Raw genomic sequence first — 24,176 nt, 5'->3', positions numbered from 1 at the left:
GGCGGAGCGGACGACGGCCTCGTCTCGCGCATCACTGCATCGCGCCGAGCCGCTGCGCTGCCCGCCGTTACGAGGCGGTCATGCATATCGGGCTAGGAGGTTTAAGTTTCCACAAACGACTCTCCGGTAACAGATCACCATCGCAACCGACAGTGCCCGGTCATGATCTCCACTGCCCGCCTCCGGCCCGGCATCGCCGCCAAGGCCGTCTTCCTGATTCTCCTGCTCGCCGGCATGTCGGTGCTCGCCAACTGGTTCTGCCTGCGCAGCGTGGACCGGCTCGACACCGTCAACAAGACACTGGCGCAGAGCGTCTCGCCGGCCCGCCTCGCGCTCGCCGAGGCGAAGGCCGCGGTGACCGCGATGGGGCTCGCGACCTACAAGACGATCGCCGCCGCAGACCCCGAGAGCGTGCGCGCCGCCGCCGGCGAGATCCGCAATCAGTACGAGGTGGCGGTCGTCTCGCTCGACAACGTGGTCGCCTACTTCCCGAGCCAGGTCGAGACGGTCGCGGCGATCCGCACGCGGCTCGACCGGGTCTACGGCCTCGCCTCGCGCGCCCGCGAGGCGGTGCTGAACGGCCGCCCCGAGGCCGCCCGCACCACCATCGATCTCCTGTTCGAGGCGGCGCTCGACGACACCGCGTTCCAGACCAACCGGCTGATCAACATTCTCGGCGCCGAGGTGAAGACGGTGGTCGCGCAGGCCGAGACCGAGCAGGCCTGGGCGTTCTGGGCCGCGGTGATCGTGCTCGCCGGCGGGACGCTCGTGACCGTGCTGCTCGCCGCCGGCGCCACCCATCTGTGGGTGTCGCGCCCGCTGCAGCGGCTCGCCGCCCACGCGGTGCGCGTTCGCGAAGCCGATCTCGTGACGCTGCCGCAGGACGATCCGATGCTCCGCCGCACCGACGAGATCGGCACGCTCGCGACCTCGTTCAACCGCACCATCGCCGAGCTCGACGCCACCCGCGCCGAGCTCGCCGCGCATTATCAGCGGCTCGATGCGGCGATCAACAACATGCCGCAGGGCATCTGCATGTTCGATCGCGATCGGCGGCTGATCGTGTGCAACCGGCGCTATGTCGAGCTGTACGGCCTCGATCCGTCGTGCGTGCGGCCGGGCACGCTGCTCGGCAGCATCCTGCAGAAGCGCATCTCGGGCGGCTCGGCCGAGACCGCCGCCTATGTCGAGCAGCAGCTCACCGCGGTCGCCGAGTCCCAGCCGCTCTATCTGATCCAGGAGCTCGACGACGGCCGGGTGATCTCGATCTCGCACCAGCCGATGCTCGACGGCGGCTGGATCGCGCTGCACGAGGACGTCACCGAGCGCCGCCGCGCCGAGGCGAAGATCGCCTATCTCGCCCATCACGACGCGCTCACCGGCCTGCCGAACCGCGTCACCTTCCGCCAGGAGATCGAGCGGGGGCTCGCCCGGGTCGACCGCGGCGAGAGCCTCGCGGTGCTGTGCGTCGATCTCGACCGCTTCAAGACCGTCAACGACACGCTCGGTCATCCGATCGGCGATCAGCTCCTGCAGGCGGTGGCCGAGCGGCTGCGCCAGTGTCTTCGCACCACCGACACCGTCGCGCGGTTCGGCGGCGACGAGTTCGTGGTGCTGCAGGTGGCGGCCGACCAGCCGGTCGGCGGCACCGTGCTGGCGACCCGGCTGATCCAGGAGCTGAGCGCGCCGTTCGAGGTCGCCGGCCATCACGTGGTGGTCGGCGCGAGCGTCGGCATCGCGGTCGCTCCGGCCGACGGCCGCGACCCCGACGTGCTGATGAAGAACGCCGACATGGCGCTCTATCGCGCCAAGGAGGACGGCCGCGGCATTCACCGCTTCTTCGAGCCGGCGATGGACGCGCGCATGCAGTCGCGCCGCACGCTGGAGCTCGACCTGAGAAAAGCGCTGGCGATGGGCGAGTTCGAGGTGTTCTATCAGCCGCTGATGAACCTGAAGTCGGAGAAGGTGTCGGGCTTCGAGGCGCTGCTGCGCTGGCGCCATCCGGTGCACGGGCTGGTGCCGCCGGCCGACTTCATCCCGCTCGCCGAGGAGATCGGCCTGATCACGCCGATCGGCGCCTGGGTGCTGCGCCAGGCCTGCGCCGACGCCGCGCGCTGGCCGAAGCCGTACAACATCGCGGTCAACCTGTCGCCGCGTCAGTTCGCGGCCGGCACCGTGGCGCTCGACGTGATCTCGGCGCTCGGCGCCTCCGGGCTGGCGCCGCAGCGGCTCGAGCTCGAGATCACCGAGACGGTGCTGCTGCAGGACACCGACGCCACCATCGCCACGCTCAACGAGCTGCGCGACCTCGGCGTGCGCATCTCGATGGACGATTTCGGCACCGGCTATTCCTCGCTCGGCTATCTGCGCCGCTTCCCGTTCGACAAGATCAAGATCGACCGCTCGTTCATCCACGACCTCGCCGAGCAGTCGGACTCGATCGCGATCGTCCGGGCGATCGCCGGGCTCGGCAGCGCCCTCGGCATCACCACGACCGCCGAGGGCGTCGAGACGCCGTTCCAGCTGCAGCAGCTGCGCGACGAGGGCTGCACCGAGGTGCAGGGCTATCTGCTGAGCGAGCCGAAGCCCGCCTCCGAGCTCGGCCCGTTGATGAGCATGTGCGGCCGCCGCCTGCAGGCGAGCTGACCGGCGGCGCGCCGGCCGACGCGCGACCTCAGCCGATCGCGGCGGCGCGGACCGCATCGATCAGCATCGCGTGCTGACCGGCGTCGAACGCCGCGCCGAGCAGATAGGCGAAGCCGAGCAGCGCGAGGAAGCCGAGAAAGAACAGCACGAAGACCCCGAGCGCCACCTGCTTGGCGATGCGCGAGACGTTGGTCAGGCCGACGGCGCCGGCAATCAGGGAAATCACCAGAGCAATGATCGCGAATTTGAGCATCCGAGCCTCCTCTGCCCTCGTGAACGGGCGATGAGGCGGCGAGTTCCCGCGCGGTCGCGAGAAAGTGGCAGCACGCTACCGGAAGAGCCGACGCCCGGCTGCCGCAGCGACGTCCTCGCGCGGCGGCTGCATGCCGTGCACCATCGGGCGCGGTCGGCCACATGGTTCGAGACGGGGCCGGCGGCCGCTCCTCGGCACGAGGAGAGAGGCAGTGCGATTGCGCGCCGCGATCACAGCCAGGTCTGCCTGCCGGCGGCGACCGAGACGGCGGTGCCGTTCCACACCAGCGCCATCGGCGTCGTACGGTGGGCGGCCATCATCTCCTGATACTTGGCGATCGCCCGCACCGGGTCGGTCTCGTTGCGGTAGGACTTGTCCGGGTCGGTCTGCTCGAGGGCGTGCGCCTGCTCGGCGATCGCCTTGGTGATGCGCAGCGACAGCGCGAGGTGCGAGTCGCCCTGCACCACCGATTCGACCGCGGCGAGGTCGTCACGGTCGCCGCTCGCATGAATGCCGGTGGAATCGATGGTGAAGGTGATCGGCGGCTCGGCCGCGAGGCCGGCACTGCCGAGCACGCGATCGAGCTCCTCGGCGAGATCGACGGCGAGCGAGGCGACGCCCTCGCGGGTCGGCTCGGCGAAGCGGTGGACGTCGCGCGGATCGATCCGAATGCCGGCCGTGCCGGCGCGGATGTCGCCGCCGGTCGACGTCGTGATGCCGGTGCCGGTGCCCGATGTCGCGCCCGATGTCGCATCCGTCGAGGCGGTGTCCACCAAGGTGTCGAAGTCGCGGTCCGCCGCAGCGGAGGACCGCACGGTGTGAAGAACTCGATTGGAGAACATGGAACTGGGCGACACGAACACGGCACGGAACTCCTGGGACGCACGATCGCCATTCCCCTAGCAATCGTCGTGCCCGCGCCGGTCGTGACTTTCCTTCTTGTTATGAAACGCTTGGCTGGTCGGACAAACGTCGAGCCGGGCAGATTGTTCCGTCCCGGGCAGCTCTTGCCGGGCTCTCGTACCGATCTCGGCGACCGATGGTTAACGCGACGGCGCGGGAAAAACCGTCGATGCGACGGCCGGCGACGCGTCGGGGGACCCGATCACGCGGAGCGCCGCTCCTGATCGCCGTGCGCGGCGGGATCGTAGACCACCGCGGTGTCGCGGCCCGAGCGCTTGGCGGCGTAGAGCGCGGCGTCGGCCTGCGCGAGCGCGGCATCGACCGTGGTGTCGCCGGCGAGCGGGCAGGCGCCGATGCTGATCGACAGCGCGACGCTGCCGCCGTCCTCGAGCCGCACCGGGCGGCCGCCGATCGCGGCGAGCAGGCGCGCGGCGACCTCGGCGAGGCTTTCGTCCGGGCGGTCGACCGCGACCACGATGAACTCGTCGCCGCCCCAGCGGCCATAGACGTCGTCCGGCCCGAGCGCGCCCTTCAGCCGCCGCGCCGCCTCGGACAGCACCGCGTCGCCGCCGTGATGGCCGTGCGCGTCGTTGATCGTCTTGAACAGGTCGAGGTCGATCAGCAGCAGGCCGAGCGCGAACTTCTCCTCGCCGGCGCGGGCGCGCAGCGCCTCCACCGCCACCAGCACGCCGCGCCGATTGTAGATCGCGGTGAGCGGATCCTGGTGTGCCAGGCGGCGGAGCTGCTCGGTGCGCTCGGCGACCATCGTCTCCAGCAGCTCGGTGTGATCGCCGACCGCGGTCGCCATGCGCGCAAAAGCGCGCGACAGCCGGCCGATCTCGTCGCGGCCCCGATCGACCGAGGCGGCGAAGTCGCCCGCCTCCATGCGGCGGATCGCCACCTCGAGCCGCGCCAGCCGGTCGAGCACGCTGCGGCGAAACAGCAGCGTCATCAGCGCGACCGCGGCGGTGGCGATCAGCGCCAGCAGCACCGCGATCGGCACGAACATCTCGCGATCGATGACGGCGTCGACGTCCATGAGTGTCACGTTGTACCACCCGACCCGATCGAGAAAGCCGATGCCGACGAGGTAGTCCTTGCCGCCGATCGTCACGAAGCTCGATTCGACCGCACCGGCGCCGCCGTCGAGGCGCTTCATCATGCCGGCGATGGTCGCCCGGCCCGCCTCGTCGTCGACCAGCGCGAAGATCGTCTTCTTCGCCTTGGTGTCCTTGGTGAGGCTGTGGAAGTCGACCATCCGCGGGTCGCGGTGCGCCTGGATCGCCCCCGACTGGTCGACGAACATGCTCTGCACCCCGGTCTGCGGGATGTCCACCACCTCGCGGATGAAGGCGGTGAGATCCACGCCCGTGCCGACCACGCCGAGGGTTTTCTCGCCGCGGCCGACGACGCAGTTGATCCAAACCTTGGTGACCAGCAGGTTGTCGTCGCGGTCGACATTGAGGCGACAGCCGCGGCCGCGGGCGATGGTGGTGAAGTACCAGCCGTCGCGCGGATTGTCGCGGCTCACGGTGTAGCGCTTCGGCGCGTCGGCATACTGCCCGGTGCGATCGTTGAAATAATAATTGCCGGAGGCGTGGACGACGAAGAACCAGCTCTCGTCCTGGAACGAGCGGCGGAACCGCTCGAACTCGGCGAGCGCCCGCTTGCGCTTCACCGGGTCGCCCTCGTCCTCGGCCCAGTCGACCACGCTCGGCGCGCGGGTGAGGTTCTCGGCGAGCGAGACCTCGCGCATCAGCGCGTCGAGGCCGCGATAGCGATCGTAGAGCACCTGCTTCTCGGCGAACAGCGTGCCGAGCTGCACCACGGTGTTGCGCACGATCCACTCGAAGGCGACATAGGCCGGCAGCGACACCACCACGAACACCGCGAGGGTGAGCAGGAGGACCCGGATCTTGAGGCTCGCCGAGACCCGGTGGTGAAGCGCAGAAAAAGCCGCGAGCATCGTGCCGTTTCCCCCACCCGTCCCCAATGGCGACGCCGATCCGCATGCGCGAGCGTGCCGACCGGTATCTCGTTCTTTAGGGGAATTCCCACACCGACCGATTAACGCCCCCACACCAGAATGCGGAAAAGTGGACCCTCGCGGCCGAGCCTCCCGTTCACCGGGCGTTAACGACCCGGACGAATCCCGGTAACACTGGAGTCCCGCCCGAACCGGTCGCGACCGGCTCGCACGAGACTTCACCGCCGGCCGAAAAAATCCCATGCCCGTCTTCTCGCCACACCAGGAAAAAGCGCTCGCCGCCGTCGGCCGCTGGCTGAAGGACAAGCCGGGCCGCGCCGGCACGCCGCAGATTTTTCGGCTGTTCGGCTTCGCCGGCACCGGCAAGACGACGCTCGCCCGCCATCTCGCCGCCGACGTCGACGGCCCGGTGAAATTCGCCGCCTTCACCGGCAAGGCCGCGCAGGTGATGCGCAACAAGGGCTGCCACGGCGCCTCGACCATCCACAGCCTGATCTACAAGGCGCAGGAGAGCGCGAGCGAGCAGCCGAGCTTCACCCTGTGGGACGACGCGCCGGCCGCCAAGGCCAAGCTGATCGTGATCGACGAGTGCTCGATGGTCGATGCCGAGCTCGGCCGCGACCTCCTCTCGTTCGGCGTGCCGCTCCTGGTGCTCGGCGATCCGGCGCAGCTGCCGCCGATCCAGGGCGGCGGCTTCTTCACCGAGCACGAGCCCGACGCGATGCTGACCGAGGTGCATCGCCAGGCCAAGGACGACCCGATCGTCCATCTCTCGATGCAGGTGCGCGAAGGCAGCCGGATCGCGCCGGGCGACTACGGCGAGAGCAAGGTGGTGCGGCGGGCCGACCTCGATCCGGCGAGCGTGCCGCGCGCCGACCAGGTCTTGGTCGGGCGCAACGCCACGCGGCGCGCCTACAACGCCCGCCTGCGCGAGCTGAAGGAGTTTTCCGATCCGCTGCCGCTCGCCGGCGACAAGCTCGTGTGCCTGCGCAACAACCGCAAGAAGGGCCTTTTCAACGGCGGGCTGTGGAGCGTGCAGGAGCGCAAGATCGGCCGCTCGCGGGCGCTCGTGACCATGCGCATCGTGCCGGACGAGGACACCGCCGAGCGCTCGGCCAAGGCGCTGAAGGTGACGGTGCGCTCGGAGTGCTTTCTCGGCGGCATCGAGGAGTTCGAGTGGGCGCAGCGCAAGGTCTACGACGAGTTCGACTTCGGCTACGTGCTCACCGTCCACAAGGCGCAGGGCTCGCAATGGGACGAGGTGGTGCTGTTCGACGAGAGCTTCGCCTTCGCCGAGACTCGCGAACGGTGGCTCTATACCGGCATCACCCGCGCCGCCAAGCGCCTCACCGTGGTGGTTTGAAGCTATCGGTGCGGCAGTGAGAGCCGGCGCCGCGCAGCGGGCGGGGCCCGGCCGGGAACATTTGCAGGATGCGGTGATTGGCGTTGCGGTCTTTCGCACGAAAAAGACCCAAGGGAGACGCCCATGACCGCCAGGACCACCAGGACCGAGACGACGCGAACGCGCGGCTCGCCCCGCCCCGCGACGACGCCCCTGAAAACCCCGGCCCCCTCGTCGCCGCGCGTGTCGGCGCGCACCGGTTTCGCCTTTCTCGGCGCGCTGGCGCTCGGCCTCGCGCTCGCCGCGCCGCCCGTCGCTCCCGTCTCGGCTGCGGAAAAGCCGGACCGCCCGGCGACCGCGCCGGCCCCCGAGCGCGACGGCACCGCGCCCGGCAACGAGGGCTCGACCGGCTGGACCGGCGGCACCGGCGGCGCCTATATCGGCACCTCGCCGCACGCGCCCGCCCCCGGCTCGCCGACCGCCCAGCCGGAGACCGCGGAGGGTGTCGCACCCGGACCCGGCGGCGGCTCGGGCTCCGCGACGGGCACGGGCACGGGCCCCGGCCGCGGAAGCTCCGACAGCGCGCGCTGACCGCTACCGGGAACGACGCTCGGCGGTCAGGCCGCGTCGGCAGAAGACCGGCGCGCCTCCGGCCGGGCGGCCGCCGCGCGGGCCTCGAGGAAGGCGCCGTCCATCCGGTCGACCAGCGTGGTCGCGACCTCCGTCGCGATCAGGTCGGCGTCGCGCTCGAGCGCGAAGGCGATGTCGGCGAGCCGGCGGAAGCCGAGCGCGCGCGCCGCCCCTTTCAGCGTGTGCGCCTCCGCCTTCATCGCCGCGCGATCCGCCTGCCCGACCAGATCGCGCAGCAGCCGCAGGCGCGCCGCCGAATCGGCGAGGAAGCAGGCGAGCGTCTCGTCGAAGCCGTCGTCGCCGATCGCCTCGCGCAGCTCCGCCGCGTCGTCGAGATCGAGCACCGGGGTGTCCGGGCCGGGCAAGCTCGAGCCGGGCAAGCTCGCGCCGGGCAAGCCCGCGCCGGGCAAGCCCGCCCCGGCCGTGTCCGAACGCGGCTCCGGCGGCGCGACCGAATGGTCGGCCTGCGGGTCGCCGGGATACGCCTCGTCCGCCGCCTCGGCGAGCAGCCCGCGCGTCACCTCGGCGAGCGTCTCGAGCAGCGTCACCTTGCGCACCGGCTTCGCCATGAAGCCGGTCATGCCGGCCTCGCGGCAGGCCCGGACGTCGTCGGGAAAGGCGTTGGCGGTGAGCGCGACGATCGGCAGGCGGGCGAAGGCGCCGCCGCGCGCGCGGATCCAGCGGGTCGCCTCGAGCCCGTCCATGCCGGGCATGCGCACGTCCATCAGCACGATGTCGAACGCCTGCTCGGCGACCGCCGCGACCGCCTGCCGGCCGTCCGGGGCGATCCTCACGGCGACGTCGAACTCCTTCAGCATGCGGGTGACGACCAGCTGGTTGGTGGCGTTGTCCTCGGCGAGCAACACCTTCAGCGGCCGGCCGAGCCGCATCAGCTTGGCGCGGAACGAGGCGTAGGAGACCGGCGCGCGCTTCTCCTCGGCAGGCGGCGCGGCGGCGACCGGCAACGTCAGCGACACCGTGAAGGTCGAGCCGGCGCCCGGCGTCGAGGCGACCGCGATGGTGCCCGCCATCTGCTCGACGATGCGTTTCGAGATCGCGAGCCCGAGCCCGGTGCCGCCGAACCGGCGATTGATCGAGGAATCGGCCTGGACGTAGTCGGAGAACAGCGTCGCCAGCCGCTCCGGCGCGATGCCGATGCCGCTGTCGCTCACCGCGCAGACGAGGCTCGCGCGGTCCCCCTCGACCGTGCCGTCCATCCGGATCGCCACCCGCCCGCCGCGCGCGGTGAACTTCACCGCATTGCCGGCGAGGTTGAGCAGCACCTGGCGCAGCCGCGCCGGATCGCCGAGCAGGTGGCCCGGCACCGCGGCCGAGACCTCGGTGCGGAACGACAGGCCCTTGGCGCGCACCTGGGTGGCGAGCACGCGCTCGACCTCGGCGACCAGCGCGCGCGGCGAGAACACCACCTCCTCGAACAGCATCCGCCCGGCGTCGAGCTTGGACAGATCGAGGATGTCGTCGACGATCGCGAGCAAACTCTCGCCCGACTGGTCGATCGCCTCGAGGATTTTTCGCTGGTCGGCGTCGAGCGGCGTCTCGAGCAGGGTCGCGGCGAGGCCGAGCAGCCCGTTGAGCGGCGTCCTGATCTCGTGGCTCATGGTGGCGAAGAACGCCGTCTTGGTCGCGCACGCCTCCTTGGCGGCGATCTCCTGCTCGCGCGAGCGGGCGGCCTCCGCCTCGGCGCGGGCCCGCTCGTCCTGGGCGCGCTTGATGTCGGTGATGTCGGTGTGGGTCGCCACCCACCCGCCGGTCGCGCGCATCCGCCGGAAGACGGCGATGAAGCGGCCGTCGGCGAGCGGGATCACCCAGTGATCGTCGACCTCCGGCACCGCGTGCGAGCGCTCGTCGACCTGTCGCTCGACGATGCCGGCGGCGATCCGGTAGCCGACGATCTCCTGCAGCGTGGTGCCGGGCTTCGGATCGAGCGGCCGCAGGCCGTAGAGATCGACGTAACGCGCGTTACACACGATCAGCCGGCCGTCGGCGTCGAACATGGCCAGGCCCTGGCCCATGCTCTCCAGCGCGTCGCGGAACCGGCGGTTCTGGTCCGACAGCTCCGCCTCGCCCGCCGCGAGGTCGCGGTTGGCGCGGCGGATGCGGCGGAGCGACACGGCGACGAAGGTGGCGATCGCCGCCGCGATCAGCGCGGTCGCCAGCGCGAGCGCGACCAGCACCCGCTCGGCCGTCAGCAGGGTCGCCCGCGATTCCGCCAGCGAGGCGGCGATGCGCTTGGCAAAACCGCGGTCGATCTCGCCGAGCACCGCCTCGGCGGTGCGGATGCCGTCGTGGATCTGCAGGAAGTGAAACGTGCGCTCGACCTCGGTCGAGCCGTCGCGCCGCCACTCGGCCACGTGCTCGTAGCTGTCGCGGATGGTGGTCATCGCCTCCCACAGGGCGATCTGCCGCTCCGGCGGCACGAACGCGGCGGAGGCCGAGAGGAGCTGGTCGAGCGGCGCGCCGAGCGCGGTCGCCCGCGCCATCTTCGCCTGCGCCGTGGCGATCACCCGGTCGCGCTCGGCCGGCTCGACGCCGATGCTCAGGGCCGCGAGCCCGGACAACACCTCGGAGAAATCGCGGTGCAGCGAGCGGGCGAGATCGTAGCGCTTGATGTCGGTCTCGATCGCCTCGATCCGCGCCTTGCCGGTCGACAGCTCCCACGCATAGAAGAACGCCGGGCCGACGATCGCGACCACCAGGAGGGCGGTGGCGATCACCAGCGGCACGGCATCGCGGGCATGCGCCCTCGCCGCCGTCGAGCCGCGCTCCGGCGGCGCCGGGGCGGTCAACGGACGGTCACCTTGACGGGCTGACCGGACACCGGGTCGAAATAGATCTCCACTCGCCGCCCGGTCTTGTCGCGCCCGTAAATCTCGTAACAATTGCCGTCGGTGGTCTTGAACACCGCGATGTCGTAGCCGGCGTCGACGATGCGCTGGCGCATGGTCTCGCGCGGCACCCAGGCGGCCTCCGGCGAGGTGGTGCAGACCGGCGAGGCGTGCGCGGCCGAGGCGACGGCGACGAGGGCGGCAACGGCGACGAGTGCGGCGACGGGGACACCGCCGGCGAGAGCCGGCCGGGAGACGACCACCCCGCCGATCTGCGGCAGCGGAAAACGGGAACTCACGGCGGCCTCTCCGAACGCTGGCGAACGACCAAAACCGGATACGAGTCTAGGAATTGGCCGTTAAGCCTTCCCTACCTCGAGCGCTACGGCGATGACCGAAAAAGGTTGTTCCATGAATACGAAAATACCCTCTTCGAGGTTTTGGCCGGGGCACCGCCGGCCGGCCGCACCGGCCGTCTCGGTGCTCCTCGCGGGCCTGCTCGCGACCGCGACGGCGCTGCCGGCGAATGCCGCCGACCTCCACCGCGCCGGCCCGACACACCACGCGCGCGCGAAAGTCTCGGCGGGTCCGATCGTCGGCGGCATCGTCGCCAATACCGGCAATTACGCCTACGGCCCGTACGTCGTCGCCGATCCCCTGGCGGCGCCCGCGCCGCGTCCGTGGCCGGGACCGGTGGTGCGGCCGGGCGTCGTCCTGCCGGTGCCGCCCGGCTGCTTCGTCGCGCGCCGGCGGATCTGGACGGAGTATGGCTGGCGGTGGCGCACCGCGCCGATCTGTTACTGAAGGATTGCTGAACAAGTATTCACGATCGTTGAGCTTTCACGCGATGCTCTCGGTCGCCGTGGCAGCGTATTCGCCCCACTGTCGACAAAATGGCGGAGCCATTTTCCTGCCCTCGGCCGGGCCCACCGCGCACGGTGTCGATCCGCCGCCGATACGAGGTTCAACGAGGGGACCATGACGAAAACCCTGACTGCTCTCGCGGCGGCGGCGCTCGCTGCCGCGGTCACGCTGCCGGCGGGCGACGCGAACGCCCAGTGGCACTACCACCACGACAACGGCGGAGCGGTGGCGGCCGGGGTGATCGGCGGGCTGGCGGCCGGCGCGATCCTCGGCGGGGCGATCGCCAACTCGCGGCCCGCCTACGGCGTGCCGGTCTATGCCGCACCGCCGCCTCCGCCCCCGCCGCCGCCGTATCGCGCCTATGCGCCGGTCGCCGGCTGGGTGCCGTATCCGGCCTATGCCGAGCCGATCCCGGTCGGCTGCCCCGGCGGCTACTGGGCGCGCCAGCCGATCTACGGGCCGTACGGCGAGTTCATCCGCTACTCGCGGCCGCACTTCTTCTGCCCGTGAGGGGCTCGCCCGCAGCGGCGCATGACAGAAACGTGACCAGCGGCCGGCTCTCGCCGGCCGTTTTCGTTCCTATGTCGAAAGAATGGGGTTGGCCCTCGCCTCCACGACCGGCGTGACGGCGCCTCCGACCGCATTACGCGCCTCGGTTGCGCGCGTTGACAATTCGCCACCGAGAAGCCCAATGTTGCACATCGTCGACAGGTCACCGATGTCCGACTCCCGTGGGGGGCGAAGGTCCGGATGGCGAAGGATCGGTTTCACCGGCTGCAGAACCCGTGGACGCAGACGGACCAGGATGCCGTGCGGCAGGTCGAAACCGGAGAGATTTGGGGACGGCCGGCGCGGGGGAGCGACATCCCGAGCGTCAAGGCCTATCGCGGCCCGATGCCGGACGGCCGTCGGGGAATCGAGTTCACGACCCCCGTCGCGCCGCAGCCGGGCAGCGGATCCCTCTACGAAGCGCGGTGGTATTATCCCCTGACTCCGGGAGTATTGTTGAAGCGTAATTTGGAGAACGAGGAATTCGCTGTTATTCCCGCAGTGGTGAAGAATTTTCAGCCATGACAACGTGCCCTTTACGGCCACTGCCTAGAATCCGCGATCCGGAAACGGCGGCCTCGGTGCTCGAGGACCAACCGCGGGCCGATCCGCTCGACCCGCCGGAGGAGGAGCACATGGCATCCATGAAAATCGCCGACCTGAAAAAGCTTCTCGAACGCGAGCCTCTCGTTCCTCAGGCCATCGTCGGAGAAGCGATCGACCTGCTGGCGAAGCACGCCGGATTTCCGCTCGAGTCCGGGCAAGACGACTTCGACTGCTATGACGGCGCCGGGTTCGAGCTGGACGGGATGCCGTTCGCCCTGATGCGTTACCAGGGCCATCCCGCCGACAGCTCCACGATCTACTTGCCCCGCCACCTGCGTGACGTCGCCGACATCACGGCCGCCGTGCATCGCATCACATCGCGGCTGAACATTCCCGATACCGCGATCGTATGGGAGCGGCGCGACGGCCCGGATCTCTGATCCGCCGACCGCCGCGCCTCATCGTCTCACCGCCGCGCCGCCTTGCCGCGCATGTGGTCGAGCACCGCCGCGGTCGGCCAGCAGTCGCGCTTCAGGCCGTTCGCCTTCTGATAGGCGCCGACCGCGAGCCGCGTGCGCATGCCCGCCTTGCCGTCGATCTTGTCGTCGTAGAGGCCGAGCGCGGCGAGGTGGCGCTGCATCTCCTCGAGATCGCGGCTGTGCAGCTGCACCACCTTCTCCCACGGCGTCGTGAACGGCCCGCCGCCGGCGATCCGGTCGGCGACGTTGCCGACGAACAGCACGTAGAGATCGGAGAAATTGTAGTCCTTGATCACGTAGTAGTTTCTCAGGATCAGGAACGCCGGGCCGTAGAGCCCGGCCGGCATCAAAAGCGACGCCTCCTCGCCGAGATCGGCTTTTTGCGGCTCTTTCCCGACCGGCCGATAGCCGTCGGCGAGCCAGGCGCGCAGCGGCCTTTTGTGATCGGGATCGGCGATGGTGCAGTCGAGGCTCGCCGGCACCTTCACCTCGTAGGCCCATTGGTGGCCGGGCTGCCAGTGCTTGTGGGCGAGCTGCTCGGCGGCGGAGGCGAGCGCGTCCGGCACCGAGTGCCAGATGTCGGGATGGCCGTTGCCGTCGAAATCGACCGCGTGCTGGTAATATTCGGACGGCAGGAACTGGGTCATCCCCATCGCCCCACCCCACGACGAGCGCATGTCCCCGCGGGCGACGTGGCCGTCCTCCAGCATCTTCATCGCGTACAGAAACTCGTTGCGGAAATAGTCGGCCCGCTTGCCATAAAAACCCTGCGTCGCCAGCACCTGCAGCGCGTCGTGCGGCAGCCTGTAATTGCCGAACGAGGTCTCGCGGCCCCAGATCGCCAGCACCACCGAGGCCGGCACGCCGTAGCGCGTCTCGATCGCCGCCAGCGTGTCGCGATGCTGCCGGTAGAGCCGCTTGCCCTGGCCGGCGAGGTTGGCGAGCGTGCGCTCGCGCAGATACTGCTCGGGCGTCTGCACGAACTCCGCCTGCCCGCGCGGCGGCTTCTCCGCCCGCCCCGGCACCCGCAGATCCGGCAAGGACAGATCCGGCTCCAGGCCGCGGATCGCCGTCTCGAAGGTTTTTCGCGAGACGCCGAGCTTTTGGGCGTCCGGCCACAGGCTGTCGAGCCATTGGCGGAACGCCGCGTCGGCGGCAGCCGCCGGCGCCACCGCCGCGCCGAGCCACACGACGGCCGCCAGCAGCAGAACGGCGGTGCAGAGCAGGTTTTTCCGGGTCATCCGGGCCTCTTCGGGAACGTTCCGGGAATTCGGACGAATCGGAAACGGAGAGAGGCCGGTAAACAAGGTTTTAATTTGGAGACCGCGAGATTACCGGCCGCCCGACGCGCCCTGCGGTGGGCGGAGGAGACGCGGCGCGCCATGCCCGCTCGCCACCTCGTCGGTCACGTCCGACGATCCGCAGGGTCCGCCTCGCCCGCCGGAACATTCCGTGATTTCAGACGAATCGGAAACGGACAGGGGGCGGTTAACAAATCCTCGAGATCCGCGAAGCCGCATGCGACGGGCATTTGCGAGGGCTTCGTCGGTATGTTCGTGCTCCGGTCTCGGAACACGAATCGGAAACGGAGCGTGGCCGGTGAAGATTCGGTTGACGAAAGGGCGCGGCGGGCGCGATTTCGCGGACGCGATTGACACCTCGGCCCGCACGGCGTCACGTTCGCGGGTTCGGCAGTGCCCGTATCCGGCGCCGCATGCCGTGCGACAACCATGGGACGTGCAATTGCCCGAAACGTCGACCCCCGACCGCCCCCACCGCTTCTGCCTGGTGCTGATCAAGCCCTCGCACTACGACGACGACGGCTACGTGATTCAGTGGCTGCGCTCGCCGATCCCCTCGAACTCGCTCGCCGCGGTTTTCGGCATCGCCGCCGACTGCGCGTCGCGCGACGTGCTCGGGCCGGACGTCGCGATCGAGATCCAGGCGTTCGACGAGACCAACACGCGCATCCGCCCGGCCCGCGTCGCCCGCGCGATCGAGACGGCAGGCGCCGGCATGGTGATGCTGGTCGGCGTGCAGTCGAACCAGTTTCCGCGCGCGCTCGACATCGCCCGTCCGCTGCGCGAGCGCGGCATCGCGGTCGCGATCGGCGGGTTCCACGTGTCGGGCGTCACCAGCATGCTGGGCGGCGAGGACACCGACCTCGATCGCGCGCGAAACATGGGCATCACGCTGTTCGCCGGCGAGGCGGAAGGCCGGCTCGACGCGGTGCTGCGCGACGCCTATGCCGGGACGCTCGCGCCGATTTACGATCACATGCGCGACCTGCCCTCGATCGCCGGCGCGCCGATCCCGATTCTCTCGGCCGAGCGCGTGCGGCGCACCGCCGGCGGCGCCACCACCTTCGACGCCGGGCGCGGCTGCCCCTACCAGTGCTCGTTCTGCACCATCATCAACGTGCAGGGCCGCATCTCGCGCCGCCGCTCGCCCGACGACGTGGAAAAGATCGTCCGCGCCAACTACGCCCAGGGTTTGCACAGCTTCTTCATCACCGACGACAATTTCGCCCGCAACAAGGACTGGGAGCCGATCCTCGACCGGCTGATCCATCTGCGCGAGGTGGAGAAGCTGAGGATCGGCTTCATCATCCAGGTCGACACGCTGTGCCACAAGCTGCCGAACTTCGTGGAGAAGTGCGCGCGGGCGGGCGTGCGGCGGGTGTTCATCGGCCTCGAGAACATCAGCCCCGAAAATCTCGCCGGCGCCAAGAAGCGGCAGAACAAGATCACCGAGTATCGCAAGATGCTGCTCGCCTGGAAGGCGGTGCGGGTGATCACCTATGCCGGCTACATTCTCGGCTTCCCCAACGACACGCCGGAGTCGATCCGCCGCGACATCGACACCATCAAGCGCGAGCTGCCGGTCGATCTCTTGGAGTTCTTCTATCTCACGCCGCTGCCGGGCTCGGAGGATCACCAAAAACTGGTGCGGGCCGGCACGCCGCTCGATCCCGACCTCAACAAGTACGACCTCAATCACGTCTGCACGGCGCACCCCAAAATGTCGGAGGCCGACTGGAACGCCGTCTATCTCGACGCCTGGCGGCACTATTACACGACCGAGCACATCACCACGATCATGAAACGGGTGGCGGCGAGCGGCGGCAACGCCTCCAATGCGCTGTTTCTGATCACGTGGTTCAAGGGCTCGATCGATTTCGAGAAGATCCACCCGCTCGAGGCGGGCTTTCTGCGCAGAAAATTCCGGCGCGACCGGCGGCCGGGTTTTGCGCTCGAGCCGGCGGTGACGTTCTATCCGCGGTATTGGGCGCACACCGCGTCGAAGCTCGTGAAGCTCGGGCTTTTGTATCTGCGACTGCGGCGGATCTATCTCGGCATCAAGCACGACCCGAACAAGGGCGCCTATTCCGACCGCGCGACCAGCGACTGGGACGACGCGGACGGCGAGGCCGCGCTGTTCGGCACCGCCGCCGCGCGCGATTTCGTCGATGCCCAGCACCGGCTCGCCGCCGCACGTGAGAAAGGCGTCGCCGTCACACGCGAAACGGAGGCCGCGACGCCGCCGCACGGCGCCTGAGCCGGGCGGCGACGCGCATCGCGGGCACGAGTGCCACGCAGCCGCAGGCGGCGTGCGTCAGTGCCCCTCGGGCGGCTGGCTCAGGCGGTCGACATAGGCGATGCCGATCGCCGAGAGAATGAACACGCAGTGGATGATGGTCTGCCACATCACGCCTTCGGTGGTGACCGCGGCGCGCGCCGACGACAGGCCGCCGGCCTCGATGAAGGTGCGCAAGAGATGGATCGACGAGATGCCGATGATCGCCATCGCGAGCTTGATCTTCAAGACGCTCGCATTGACGTGACTGAGCCATTCCGGCTGGTCGGGGTGCCCCTCGAGCCGCAGCCGCGACACGAACGTCTCGTAGCCGCCGACGATGACCATCACGAGAAGGTTCGAGATCATCACCACGTCGATCAGGCCGAGCACCAGCAGCATGATCTGCTGCTCGGTGAAGTCGAACGAGTGCGCCACCAGGTGCCACAGCTCCTTCAGGAACAGCACCACATAGACGCCCTGCGCCACGATCAGCCCCACATAGAGGGGCAGCTGCAGCCAGCGCGATCCGAAGATCAGCGCCGGCAGCGGCTTCAATTCCTTGAACGCCACCGCGTCGGCGCGGTCCAGCATTCGGGTCGTCTCGGTCATCTCGTCCTCGTCGTCGGCAAGCCGCTCGAAATGAAGCCGGCGGCGCAATCGCGAGCTTCAATATAGGAAACGCTCTGCGCGCTGCCGGAGACGTTTCGCCGCAGGGTGGCGGAAGGGGACATGGCCCGTTCTTCGCTGGCATCGAGCGCCACGGCTCGGCCCACCCGCATTGCGGGCGAACACGACGACTCCTATGCTCGGGCGATGGCGCGCACCCCTCGCCTCTACGAAACGCGGGCGCTGATCCGCCGGCTCGAGCAGGACGGCTGGATCGGCCGGCCCGGCAAGGGGGACCATATCGTGTTTCGCCATCCGACCCGGACCGGACGCGTGGTGGTCGATCCGGGAAAGAAGGAGATCCCGATCGGGACGCTCCGCGCGATCTACCGGATGGCGGGTTGGGAGTGGTGACGGCGGAGACCGGCATGACGACACATGCGATCGCGATCGTTCACGAGGAAGCCGGCGTCTACGGCATCGCCTTCCCGGACTTTCCGGGATGCATCGCGGCGGGCGACGACCTCGACGACGTGCTCCGCCGTGGCGCGGCGGCGCTCGCCGCCTATATCGACAGTCTACTGGAGGACGGCGAACCCGTTCCGACCCCGCGAAGCCTCGACCGGCTCAAGGCCGATCCCGTCTTCCGGGACGATGCAGAGGGCGGGATGATCGTCGCGCTGCCGGTCGATCTGTCCGGCAACAAAATCGTGCCGCTCGACGTGGCGCTCGACGAAAAGCTGATCGCCGCGGTGGACCGCGCCGCCGAGCGCGCCGGCCTGTCACGCTCGGACTTTCTCGCCGCGGCCGCCAAGGCGAAGCTCGGCGCTTGATACCGGCGTGCACTCCAAAGGACCTCTCTCCGCCTCACCCTGAGGAGCACTCCGCAGGAGTGCGTCTCGAAGGGCGAGGGCGGCCTCATGGTTCGAGACGCGGCCTTCGGCCGCTCCTCACCATGAGGAGAAAGTCACTGCAATCGCGCGCCGGTACGAGGCATCGGCCGCGGTCCGGCTGGTCGCTTTCGCCGCCACGCAGCACCGGCCTCGGCCGATGACCGATCCGGTCGCTTCCCACGAGGCCGGGCCGAGCCCGGCCGCCCGCCCCGTCAGCGGGTGAACTTCTTGTACTTCAGCCGGTGCGGGATGATGGTGTCGGTGCCGAGCCGGCGCATCTTGTCCTTCTCGTAGTCCTGGAAATTTCCCTCGAACCACTCGACGTGGCTGTCACCCTCGAAGGCGAGGATATGGGTGGCGATGCGGTCGAGGAACCAGCGATCGTGGCTGATGATCACGGCGCAGCCGGCAAAATCCTCCAGCGCCTCTTCGAGCGCGCGCAGCGTGTCGACGTCGAGGTCGTTGGTCGGCTCGTCGAGCAGCAGCACATTGGCGCCCGACTTCAGCATCTTCGCCAGATGCACGCGGTTGCGCTCGCCGCCCGAAAGATTGCCGACCTTCTTCTGCTGATCGGCGCCCTTGAAATTGAAGGCACCGCAATAGGCGCGGCTGTTCACCTCGCGCTTGCCGAGCATCAACAGGTCGAGCCCGCCGGACAGCTCCTCCCACACGGTGTTCGCGGGGTCGAGCGATTCGCGCGACTGGTCGACATAACCGAGATGCACGGTGTCGCCCACCGTGATGGTGCCCTTGTCGGGCTGCTCCTGGCCGGTGATCATGCGGAACAGCGTGGTCTTGCCGGCGCCGTTCGGGCCGATCACGCCGACGATGCCGCCGGGCGGCAGCGAGAAGGTGAGATCGTCGATCAGAAGGCGGTCGCCAAAACCCTTGGTCAGCCCCTCGAAGTCGATCACGTTCTGGCCGAGACGCTCGGCCACCGGAATGACGATCTGGGCGGTGGTCGGCGCCTTCTCGTTGGCTTTTGCGAGCAAGTCCTCGTAGCGCTGGTACCGCGCCTTGCTCTTGGCCTGACGGGCCTTCGGCGAGGCGGCGATCCACTCCTGCTCGCGGGCCAGCGTCTTCTGGCGAGTCTCCTCCTCGCGGCCTTCCTGCTCGAGGCGCTTCTGCTTCTGCTTCAGCCAGGAGGAATAGTTGCCCTCGTAAGGGATGCCGCGGCCGCGATCGAGCTCGAGGATCCAGCCGGTCACGTTGTCGAGGAAGTAGCGGTCGTGGGTGACGATCAAAATCGCGCCCGGATAGGTGCGCAGATGGCCTTCGAGCCAGTTCACCGTCTCGGCGTCGAGATGATTGGTGGGCTCGTCGAGCAGCAGGAGCTCGGGCTGCTCGAGCAGCAGCTTGCACAGCGCGACGCGGCGGCGCTCGCCGCCCGAAAGGTTCGTCACGTCGGCGTCGTCCGGCGGGCAGCCGAGCGCGTCCATCGCCTGCTCGACCTGAGAATCGAGGTCCCACAGATTCTGCGCGTCGATCTTGTCCTGGAGCGCGGCCGCCTCGTCGGCGGTCTCGTCCGAGTAGTTCATCATCAGCTCGTTGTAGCGGTCGAGAATCGCCTTCTTCGCCGCCACGCCGAGCATCACGTTCTCGCGCACCGAGAGTTCCGGATCGAGCTTCGGCTCCTGCGGCAGATAGCCGACCCGCGCGCCCTCGGCGACCCAGCCGTCGCCGGTGTATTCGGTGTCGATCCCCGCCATGATGCGCAGCAGCGTCGACTTGCCGGCGCCGTTGACGCCGAGCACGCCGATCTTGGCGTCCGGATAGAACGAGAGATTGATGTTCTCGAGCACCTTGCGGTTGCCCGGATAGGTCTTGGTCAGACCCTGCATGTGGTAGATGAACTGCCGGGCCATTGCCGCCTCGTTGTCGCCGGGTTGTCGGGATTTTCGCTGATGTAGCGAGCGGCGAGGCAAAGGGCAAGCCGGCCGGATCGCACCATCCGCCGCCGTCGTTCGCCGCCGGGCGCCGCCGCCTTGCGCCGACCGGCGCCGGCAGTCCCCTTCGTGATGTCGCTCACGGTTCGCCGGCGTGCCGCCGCGCAAGGTGCCGTCCGTGGCTCGGCCGGCGCTCTCCGGCACGCCTCCCGGTAACCGGACGTTAACGCCGCTTCGATCCGCGCGAAATCGCGGACGGCCGTGAACCGGATTTTAGCGATCGTGACGTACAAAATCGCATGTTGCGACAACAGCGACCCTTCACCGGCAGAAAGCCGGTTTCGGCCGCACGAAGGATGGAGTGCGCCATGACCGTCTCCAAGAAGTCGGCCCCTCCGCTCGGACACACGCTCCTGGCCGCCTGGCGCTCGCTCGCCGCCGACCTGTTCGGCGGCTATCGGCCGGAGCGGCACTACATGCGCGGCCCCGGCCCGAAATGGCGCGAGAAGAACACCGTGCAGCATCTGGTGATTCGGCCCGACCGCACGGCGCGGCCGCGGCTCGCCCGCATCCGCATCCGGATCTGACGCGACGACGTCGGCCACCCTCGCCGCCCGCCGGGCGTAGTCGCGGAGGATGCCACCGGGCGGTGAGAGCCTGATCCCCCGCCCGGCCATTGTTGCGCCGCAGCAAAAGCCGCACCGTCCTCGCAGCGATGTCGGACCGGCCGAGACGAGGCTGGAAAACCTCGGCCGGTCTCGCGTCTTCGACTTGCCGACGATTCGTGTCGTGGCCCGAGGAATCGCCCCTTCTTCAATTCAGTCGGCCAGTACACACGCGGCTTGCTCGAATATTTCTGTGGTTTAAAATTCGTTACACGCAACAATACTTCGATTCACCGCAGCCATCGCATCGCCGCAATCGGGTCACGATTCAGAATTGCTTGCCATTTCGCCGAATTCTTCGTATGGCCCCGGCGACCATACGAAACACGTTCGGAGGAGACATGCGGACCGCGACGTTCGCCGGTGCCGCGGCGCTCGTGCTGGTGAGCACGATGCTCGTGTCGACCGCAATCATCGGCCCGGCATTCGGCCAGCCGCGCGAGACGAGCGCGCCGGCCCAAACCGCCGACCAAGCCGCCGACCACAGCACCGACCGGGCCGCCAGCCGGCGGGTCGCCGCGCTGTCGGCGCGCGACGCAGGCGATTCCACGGCGGCCGCTGCCGCGTCCACCGCCGCCCCCGAGGCCGCCACCGCGGTGCCGCCGCAGGTCGCGCTGGTGATCGGCAACGCCGCCTATCCGGACGGCGACGCGCCGCTCGCCACCCCCCGGCACGACGCCCGCGCGCTCGCCGAGGAGCTGAAGAGCCACGGCTTCGACGTCGAGCTCGGCGAAAACCTCTCCAAGCAGGGGCTGTCGCAGGCGATCGCCCGCTTCGAGGCCAAGATCCGGACCGGCGCCACCGCGCTCCTGTTCTTCGCCGGGCACGGCGTGCAGCTCGGCCGCGAGAGCTACCTGATCCCGGTCGACGCCCAGATCTGGCGGCCCGAGGACGTCAAGCGCGACGGCATCGCGCTCGACCCGCTGGTCGCCGAGATGAACACCCGCGGCGCCGCCAACAAGCTCGTCGTGCTCGATGCCGCCCGCCGCAACCCGTTCGAGCGGCGCCTGCGCGGCTACTCCTCCGGCCTCGCGCCGATCGCCGGCCCCGAGGGCACCCTGGTGCTCACCTCGGCCGCCCCCGGCACGGTGGTCGAGGAAACGTCCGGCGACACCAGCCTGTTCGTGCGCGAGCTGATCGGCCAAATCCACGCCCCCGGCACCAGCGCCGACCAGGCGTTCAACCGCACCCGCATCGCGGTCGCCAAGGCGAGCGGCGGGGCGCAGGTGCCGGCGGTGTTTTCCGCGATGACCGACGACCTGTATTTCCGCGAGCCCGGCACGCCGACCACCCGCCAGAGCGCGCGCTGAGCCGCTCCCGGCCGCTCGCGGCCGCTCGCGGCTTTCGCGACCCGAGAGACCGATGGACGAGCCGGCCGCCGCGCCGGCTCGTTCCCGTTTTTCGGGGCGCGCGACATCGGGCCGGTGGACGACGGGCGCCGGCGGCGTGGTGCGCCTTGACGGGTCCTCTCGAATCGCGCGCACAATGCTCGCGCGTCGTGTCAGGCGGCGGACCGGTCCGCCGGCCCGCCAGCGGCCGTCCGATATTGCAGGGCCGACCGTCCGGGCACGTTGTTTTCTCGACCCCCGGTGCGGTGGCGACATTGAACGCGTGTGCGCTGTGGACCCGCGACCTCGACCGCCCCGACGCGCGCGCCGCGAGACGGCCGAGCGTCGGCTGCCACACGAACGACGCGCCACCTCGTTACCGTTCGACCGCCGCCCGACCGCTCGTCCGCGCGACGCCGCACCGTCGACCCGCGGCAGGCCACACCATCGGCCCGCGGCACGCCGCACCGGCCGCCTCACGATCGCCGCGCCTCGGCCGGCGTCGATCGCCATTCACGATGCCGCATCAGGAGCATCCGACCATGTCCGACCCGACCTCGCCGAAACCGACCGTCAGCCCGCCGCCGGCCGAGACGGTCTCCGACCCGGTGCCGCCCGAGACCGGCCCGGTCGCCGCCGATCCGGTGCCGCCGCCCGCCGCAAAGCCCGAGCCGGTGCGCGTGCACGAGACGGTGGTCGAGGTGGAGCCGACCCCCGATCCGTACCGGTCCGCGCCGCATCGGGCCGAGCCGCCCCGGGTCGAGCCGGCCGCCGACACGCCGCCGGGCTACGAGCCGCTGAAAAAGCCCCAGCCGCCGAAGTCGATCGTCGACCACGCGATGGAGTTCACCCAGGCCTATTCCAAGGTCTTGCTCGCCGATCTCCGGATCCTGTGGATCGACATCAAGCCCGGCCTGTTCGCCTTCGCCGCCAAGCAGAAGTATTTCCTGATCGGCCTGGTGGTGCTGCTGATCCTGATCCTCTGGATCTTCTGATCGGCCGAGCGGCGCGCCCCGACGTTTTCTCCGCGGCCGGCGCAGGCCGGCTGCGGTGGTGTCGTTCGCCGCTGCCGATCCGGTGCGCGCTCCGCTCGGCGAGTGCGGGGCGCGCCGGCGCCGGTCAGCGCCGGCGAAAACCCTCGCGGATCGAATCGATCCGGTCCGGCATGCCGCCGGACGCGCCGGGCGACGGCGGCGGATCGGTGCACGGCACCACGCCGTTCGGCGTCATCACCCCGGAATCGTTGTCGAAGCGGAATTGCGGGCAGAGGCCGGAAGGGTCCGGCCACAGCCGCACGGTGCCGACATGGGCCTGCGGGTCGCGCTCCGGCCCCGGCACCGGGGCGGTCGGGGTGACGAAGTGCTGCCGGACGACGACGCCGAGCACCACCGTCGCGACGATGATCACCGAGACCAGCGCGATCCGCCGAGCCTGGCTCGGCCGGGTTTTCGCAGCCTTGGGCGTGCTCTGCTGCATCGGACCACCGAGAAGCGGACCGACCCCCGCGGCCGATCGTATCGAGGGTTGCACGGGCTCCTCGAGAATTCGTTAACCGCGTGGGACGGTCTCAGCCGCCGTCCGAAAGCACGTCCGGCACGATCGCCACCATCCGGCGGGTTCCGTGCTCCACCACCACCAAGCGGTCGCCGACCACCAGGAAGAGGTCGCCGCGATACTCCGGCAGCGCCTGGTCGAGGCCGGGCGAAACGTCGTGCAGCGAGATCTGTCGCGGCACCGTCGCGCCGATCGCCACCGTGAAGGGCACGCTGGCGGCCCGGACCTCCGGCCGCGCGATCACGTAGTCGCGAATCGCTTTGCGCTGCTCGGGCGCGAGCGAGATGCGGTCGGAGGCGGTGGCGGAGATCGCCTCGTTGCGGCCGACGGTGATCGGGTCGGGCGCCGCGCCGATCCGGGCGGACGGCGGCTTCTGCGTGCGGCCGGCCTCGCTCGTCCCTTCCTGCTGGCCGAAGCGCGGGCCGGTGGCGTCGGTGGTCGACTGCTGCGCGTCGAACTGCCCGAACACCATCCAGGCGAGCAGGCCCACGCCGACCACCACCGCGGCGACCGCGCCGCCCATCATCAATCGCCGCGTGCCCTGGCGATCCTCCGCCGGGCGGTCCTGCCTCGGAGGCTCCGCCCCGCCGCCGCGCGAGGTGTCCATGACGGTTCTCCGC

The 24,176-nt window shown here is 69.6% G+C and carries 23 protein-coding genes; 13 read left to right on the top strand and 10 right to left on the bottom strand.

Features of this window, described 5'->3' with window-relative positions:
- The first annotated feature begins 162 nt into the window (after positions 1–162).
- Positions 163–2,646 carry an EAL domain-containing protein gene (locus A33M_RS01545; RefSeq protein WP_008382673.1) on the top strand — a complete coding sequence of 828 codons (2,484 nt, stop codon included), beginning with the start codon at positions 163–165 and terminating at the stop codon, positions 2,644–2,646.
- Positions 2,647–2,674: 28 nt separating this feature from the next.
- Here A33M_RS01545 and A33M_RS01540 read toward each other — a convergent pair whose 3' ends face one another.
- The 3 genes from A33M_RS01540 to A33M_RS01530 form a co-directional block, all read right to left on the bottom strand.
- On the bottom strand, positions 2,675–2,899 hold the full coding sequence (locus tag A33M_RS01540; protein ID WP_008382672.1) for a DUF1328 family protein: 225 nt from the start codon (positions 2,897–2,899) through the stop codon (positions 2,675–2,677).
- A gap of 230 nt (positions 2,900–3,129) precedes the next feature.
- Positions 3,130–3,714, bottom strand: coding sequence for a hypothetical protein (locus tag A33M_RS01535; RefSeq protein WP_157223283.1), 585 nt, complete (start codon positions 3,712–3,714; stop codon positions 3,130–3,132).
- Between the two features lie 290 nt (positions 3,715–4,004).
- Entirely contained in the window at positions 4,005–5,768 is a 1,764-nt protein-coding gene (locus A33M_RS01530) for a sensor domain-containing diguanylate cyclase (RefSeq protein ID WP_008382670.1), read from the bottom strand.
- A gap of 262 nt (positions 5,769–6,030) precedes the next feature.
- Between A33M_RS01530 and A33M_RS01525 the strand changes: the two genes are divergently transcribed.
- Together A33M_RS01525 and A33M_RS23615 are read left to right on the top strand one after the other, a co-directional pair.
- Positions 6,031–7,152, top strand: coding sequence for an ATP-dependent DNA helicase (locus A33M_RS01525; protein ID WP_008382667.1), 1,122 nt, complete (start codon positions 6,031–6,033; stop codon positions 7,150–7,152).
- A gap of 123 nt (positions 7,153–7,275) precedes the next feature.
- Positions 7,276–7,722 (top strand): hypothetical protein, encoded by a 447-nt coding sequence (locus A33M_RS23615; protein WP_052026797.1) that lies wholly within the window; start codon positions 7,276–7,278, stop codon positions 7,720–7,722.
- 26 nt (positions 7,723–7,748) lie between these two features.
- Here A33M_RS23615 and A33M_RS22005 read toward each other — a convergent pair whose 3' ends face one another.
- Positions 7,749–10,568 (bottom strand): hybrid sensor histidine kinase/response regulator, encoded by a 2,820-nt coding sequence (locus A33M_RS22005; RefSeq protein WP_008382665.1) that lies wholly within the window; start codon positions 10,566–10,568, stop codon positions 7,749–7,751.
- On the bottom strand, positions 10,565–10,906 hold the full coding sequence (locus A33M_RS01510) for a PepSY domain-containing protein (protein ID WP_008382664.1): 342 nt from the start codon (positions 10,904–10,906) through the stop codon (positions 10,565–10,567). The genes A33M_RS22005 and A33M_RS01510 overlap by 4 nt, the downstream gene beginning before the upstream one ends.
- 181 nt (positions 10,907–11,087) lie before the next feature.
- Between A33M_RS01510 and A33M_RS01505 the strand changes: the two genes are divergently transcribed.
- The 4 genes from A33M_RS01505 to A33M_RS01490 all read left to right on the top strand — a co-directional run bounded on the left by A33M_RS01505 (position 11,088) and on the right by A33M_RS01490 (position 13,006).
- Positions 11,088–11,411, top strand: a complete 324-nt coding sequence (locus A33M_RS01505) for a hypothetical protein (RefSeq protein WP_008382663.1) — start codon at positions 11,088–11,090, stop codon at positions 11,409–11,411.
- A gap of 174 nt (positions 11,412–11,585) precedes the next feature.
- The gene (locus A33M_RS24540; protein WP_008382662.1) at positions 11,586–11,981 is read left to right on the top strand and encodes a hypothetical protein; all 396 of its coding nucleotides are present in this window, start codon (positions 11,586–11,588) and stop codon (positions 11,979–11,981) included.
- A 240-nt stretch (positions 11,982–12,221) separates the two neighbouring features.
- Positions 12,222–12,545 (top strand): hypothetical protein, encoded by a 324-nt coding sequence (locus tag A33M_RS01495; RefSeq protein WP_052026796.1) that lies wholly within the window; start codon positions 12,222–12,224, stop codon positions 12,543–12,545.
- 110 nt (positions 12,546–12,655) lie between these two features.
- Complete coding sequence (locus A33M_RS01490) at positions 12,656–13,006, top strand: hypothetical protein (RefSeq protein ID WP_157223282.1); 351 nt, start codon at positions 12,656–12,658, stop codon at positions 13,004–13,006.
- Between the two features lie 26 nt (positions 13,007–13,032).
- Here A33M_RS01490 and A33M_RS01485 read toward each other — a convergent pair whose 3' ends face one another.
- Positions 13,033–14,286, bottom strand: coding sequence for a lytic murein transglycosylase (locus A33M_RS01485; RefSeq protein ID WP_008382658.1), 1,254 nt, complete (start codon positions 14,284–14,286; stop codon positions 13,033–13,035).
- 496 nt (positions 14,287–14,782) lie between these two features.
- Between A33M_RS01485 and A33M_RS01480 the strand changes: the two genes are divergently transcribed.
- Positions 14,783–16,603, top strand: a complete 1,821-nt coding sequence (locus A33M_RS01480) for a B12-binding domain-containing radical SAM protein (RefSeq protein WP_008382656.1) — start codon at positions 14,783–14,785, stop codon at positions 16,601–16,603.
- 57 nt (positions 16,604–16,660) lie between these two features.
- Here A33M_RS01480 and A33M_RS01475 read toward each other — a convergent pair whose 3' ends face one another.
- Positions 16,661–17,233, bottom strand: a complete 573-nt coding sequence (locus A33M_RS01475; RefSeq protein ID WP_202801755.1) for a TIGR00645 family protein — start codon at positions 17,231–17,233, stop codon at positions 16,661–16,663.
- Positions 17,234–17,437: 204 nt separating this feature from the next.
- On the opposite strand from A33M_RS01475, the gene A33M_RS01470 reads away from it, so the two are divergent.
- Entirely contained in the window at positions 17,438–17,644 is a 207-nt protein-coding gene (locus A33M_RS01470; RefSeq protein ID WP_008382654.1) for a type II toxin-antitoxin system HicA family toxin, read from the top strand.
- Between the two features lie 14 nt (positions 17,645–17,658).
- Positions 17,659–18,063 carry a type II toxin-antitoxin system HicB family antitoxin gene (locus A33M_RS01465; protein ID WP_040618896.1) on the top strand — a complete coding sequence of 135 codons (405 nt, stop codon included), beginning with the start codon at positions 17,659–17,661 and terminating at the stop codon, positions 18,061–18,063.
- A 272-nt stretch (positions 18,064–18,335) separates the two neighbouring features.
- On the opposite strand, the gene ettA is transcribed toward A33M_RS01465, so the two are convergent.
- A complete protein-coding gene (gene ettA, locus A33M_RS01460) occupies positions 18,336–19,988 on the bottom strand; it encodes an energy-dependent translational throttle protein EttA (protein ID WP_040618841.1) in 1,653 nt (550 codons plus the stop codon).
- 389 nt (positions 19,989–20,377) lie between these two features.
- On the opposite strand from ettA, the gene A33M_RS01455 reads away from it, so the two are divergent.
- From A33M_RS01455 to A33M_RS01445, 3 genes are all read left to right on the top strand, one after another.
- Positions 20,378–20,596 carry a hypothetical protein gene (locus A33M_RS01455; protein ID WP_008382651.1) on the top strand — a complete coding sequence of 73 codons (219 nt, stop codon included), beginning with the start codon at positions 20,378–20,380 and terminating at the stop codon, positions 20,594–20,596.
- Positions 20,597–21,015: 419 nt separating this feature from the next.
- Positions 21,016–21,984, top strand: coding sequence for a caspase family protein (locus tag A33M_RS01450; protein WP_008382650.1), 969 nt, complete (start codon positions 21,016–21,018; stop codon positions 21,982–21,984).
- 560 nt (positions 21,985–22,544) lie between these two features.
- A complete protein-coding gene (locus tag A33M_RS01445) occupies positions 22,545–22,997 on the top strand; it encodes a hypothetical protein (RefSeq protein WP_157223281.1) in 453 nt (150 codons plus the stop codon).
- A 124-nt stretch (positions 22,998–23,121) separates the two neighbouring features.
- Here A33M_RS01445 and A33M_RS01440 read toward each other — a convergent pair whose 3' ends face one another.
- Positions 23,122–23,478, bottom strand: coding sequence for a hypothetical protein (locus A33M_RS01440; protein ID WP_008382647.1), 357 nt, complete (start codon positions 23,476–23,478; stop codon positions 23,122–23,124).
- Positions 23,479–23,569: 91 nt separating this feature from the next.
- Positions 23,570–24,163, bottom strand: a complete 594-nt coding sequence (locus A33M_RS01435; RefSeq protein WP_008382646.1) for a DUF1236 domain-containing protein — start codon at positions 24,161–24,163, stop codon at positions 23,570–23,572.
- Positions 24,164–24,176: the final 13 nt, after the last annotated feature.

The sequence above is a fragment of the Rhodovulum sp. PH10 genome (genome assembly GCF_000293785.1).
In the GTDB taxonomy this organism is placed as follows: Bacteria; Pseudomonadota; Alphaproteobacteria; order Rhizobiales; family Xanthobacteraceae; genus Rhodoplanes.
This window is presented reverse-complemented; position numbering and strand designations above follow the sequence as displayed.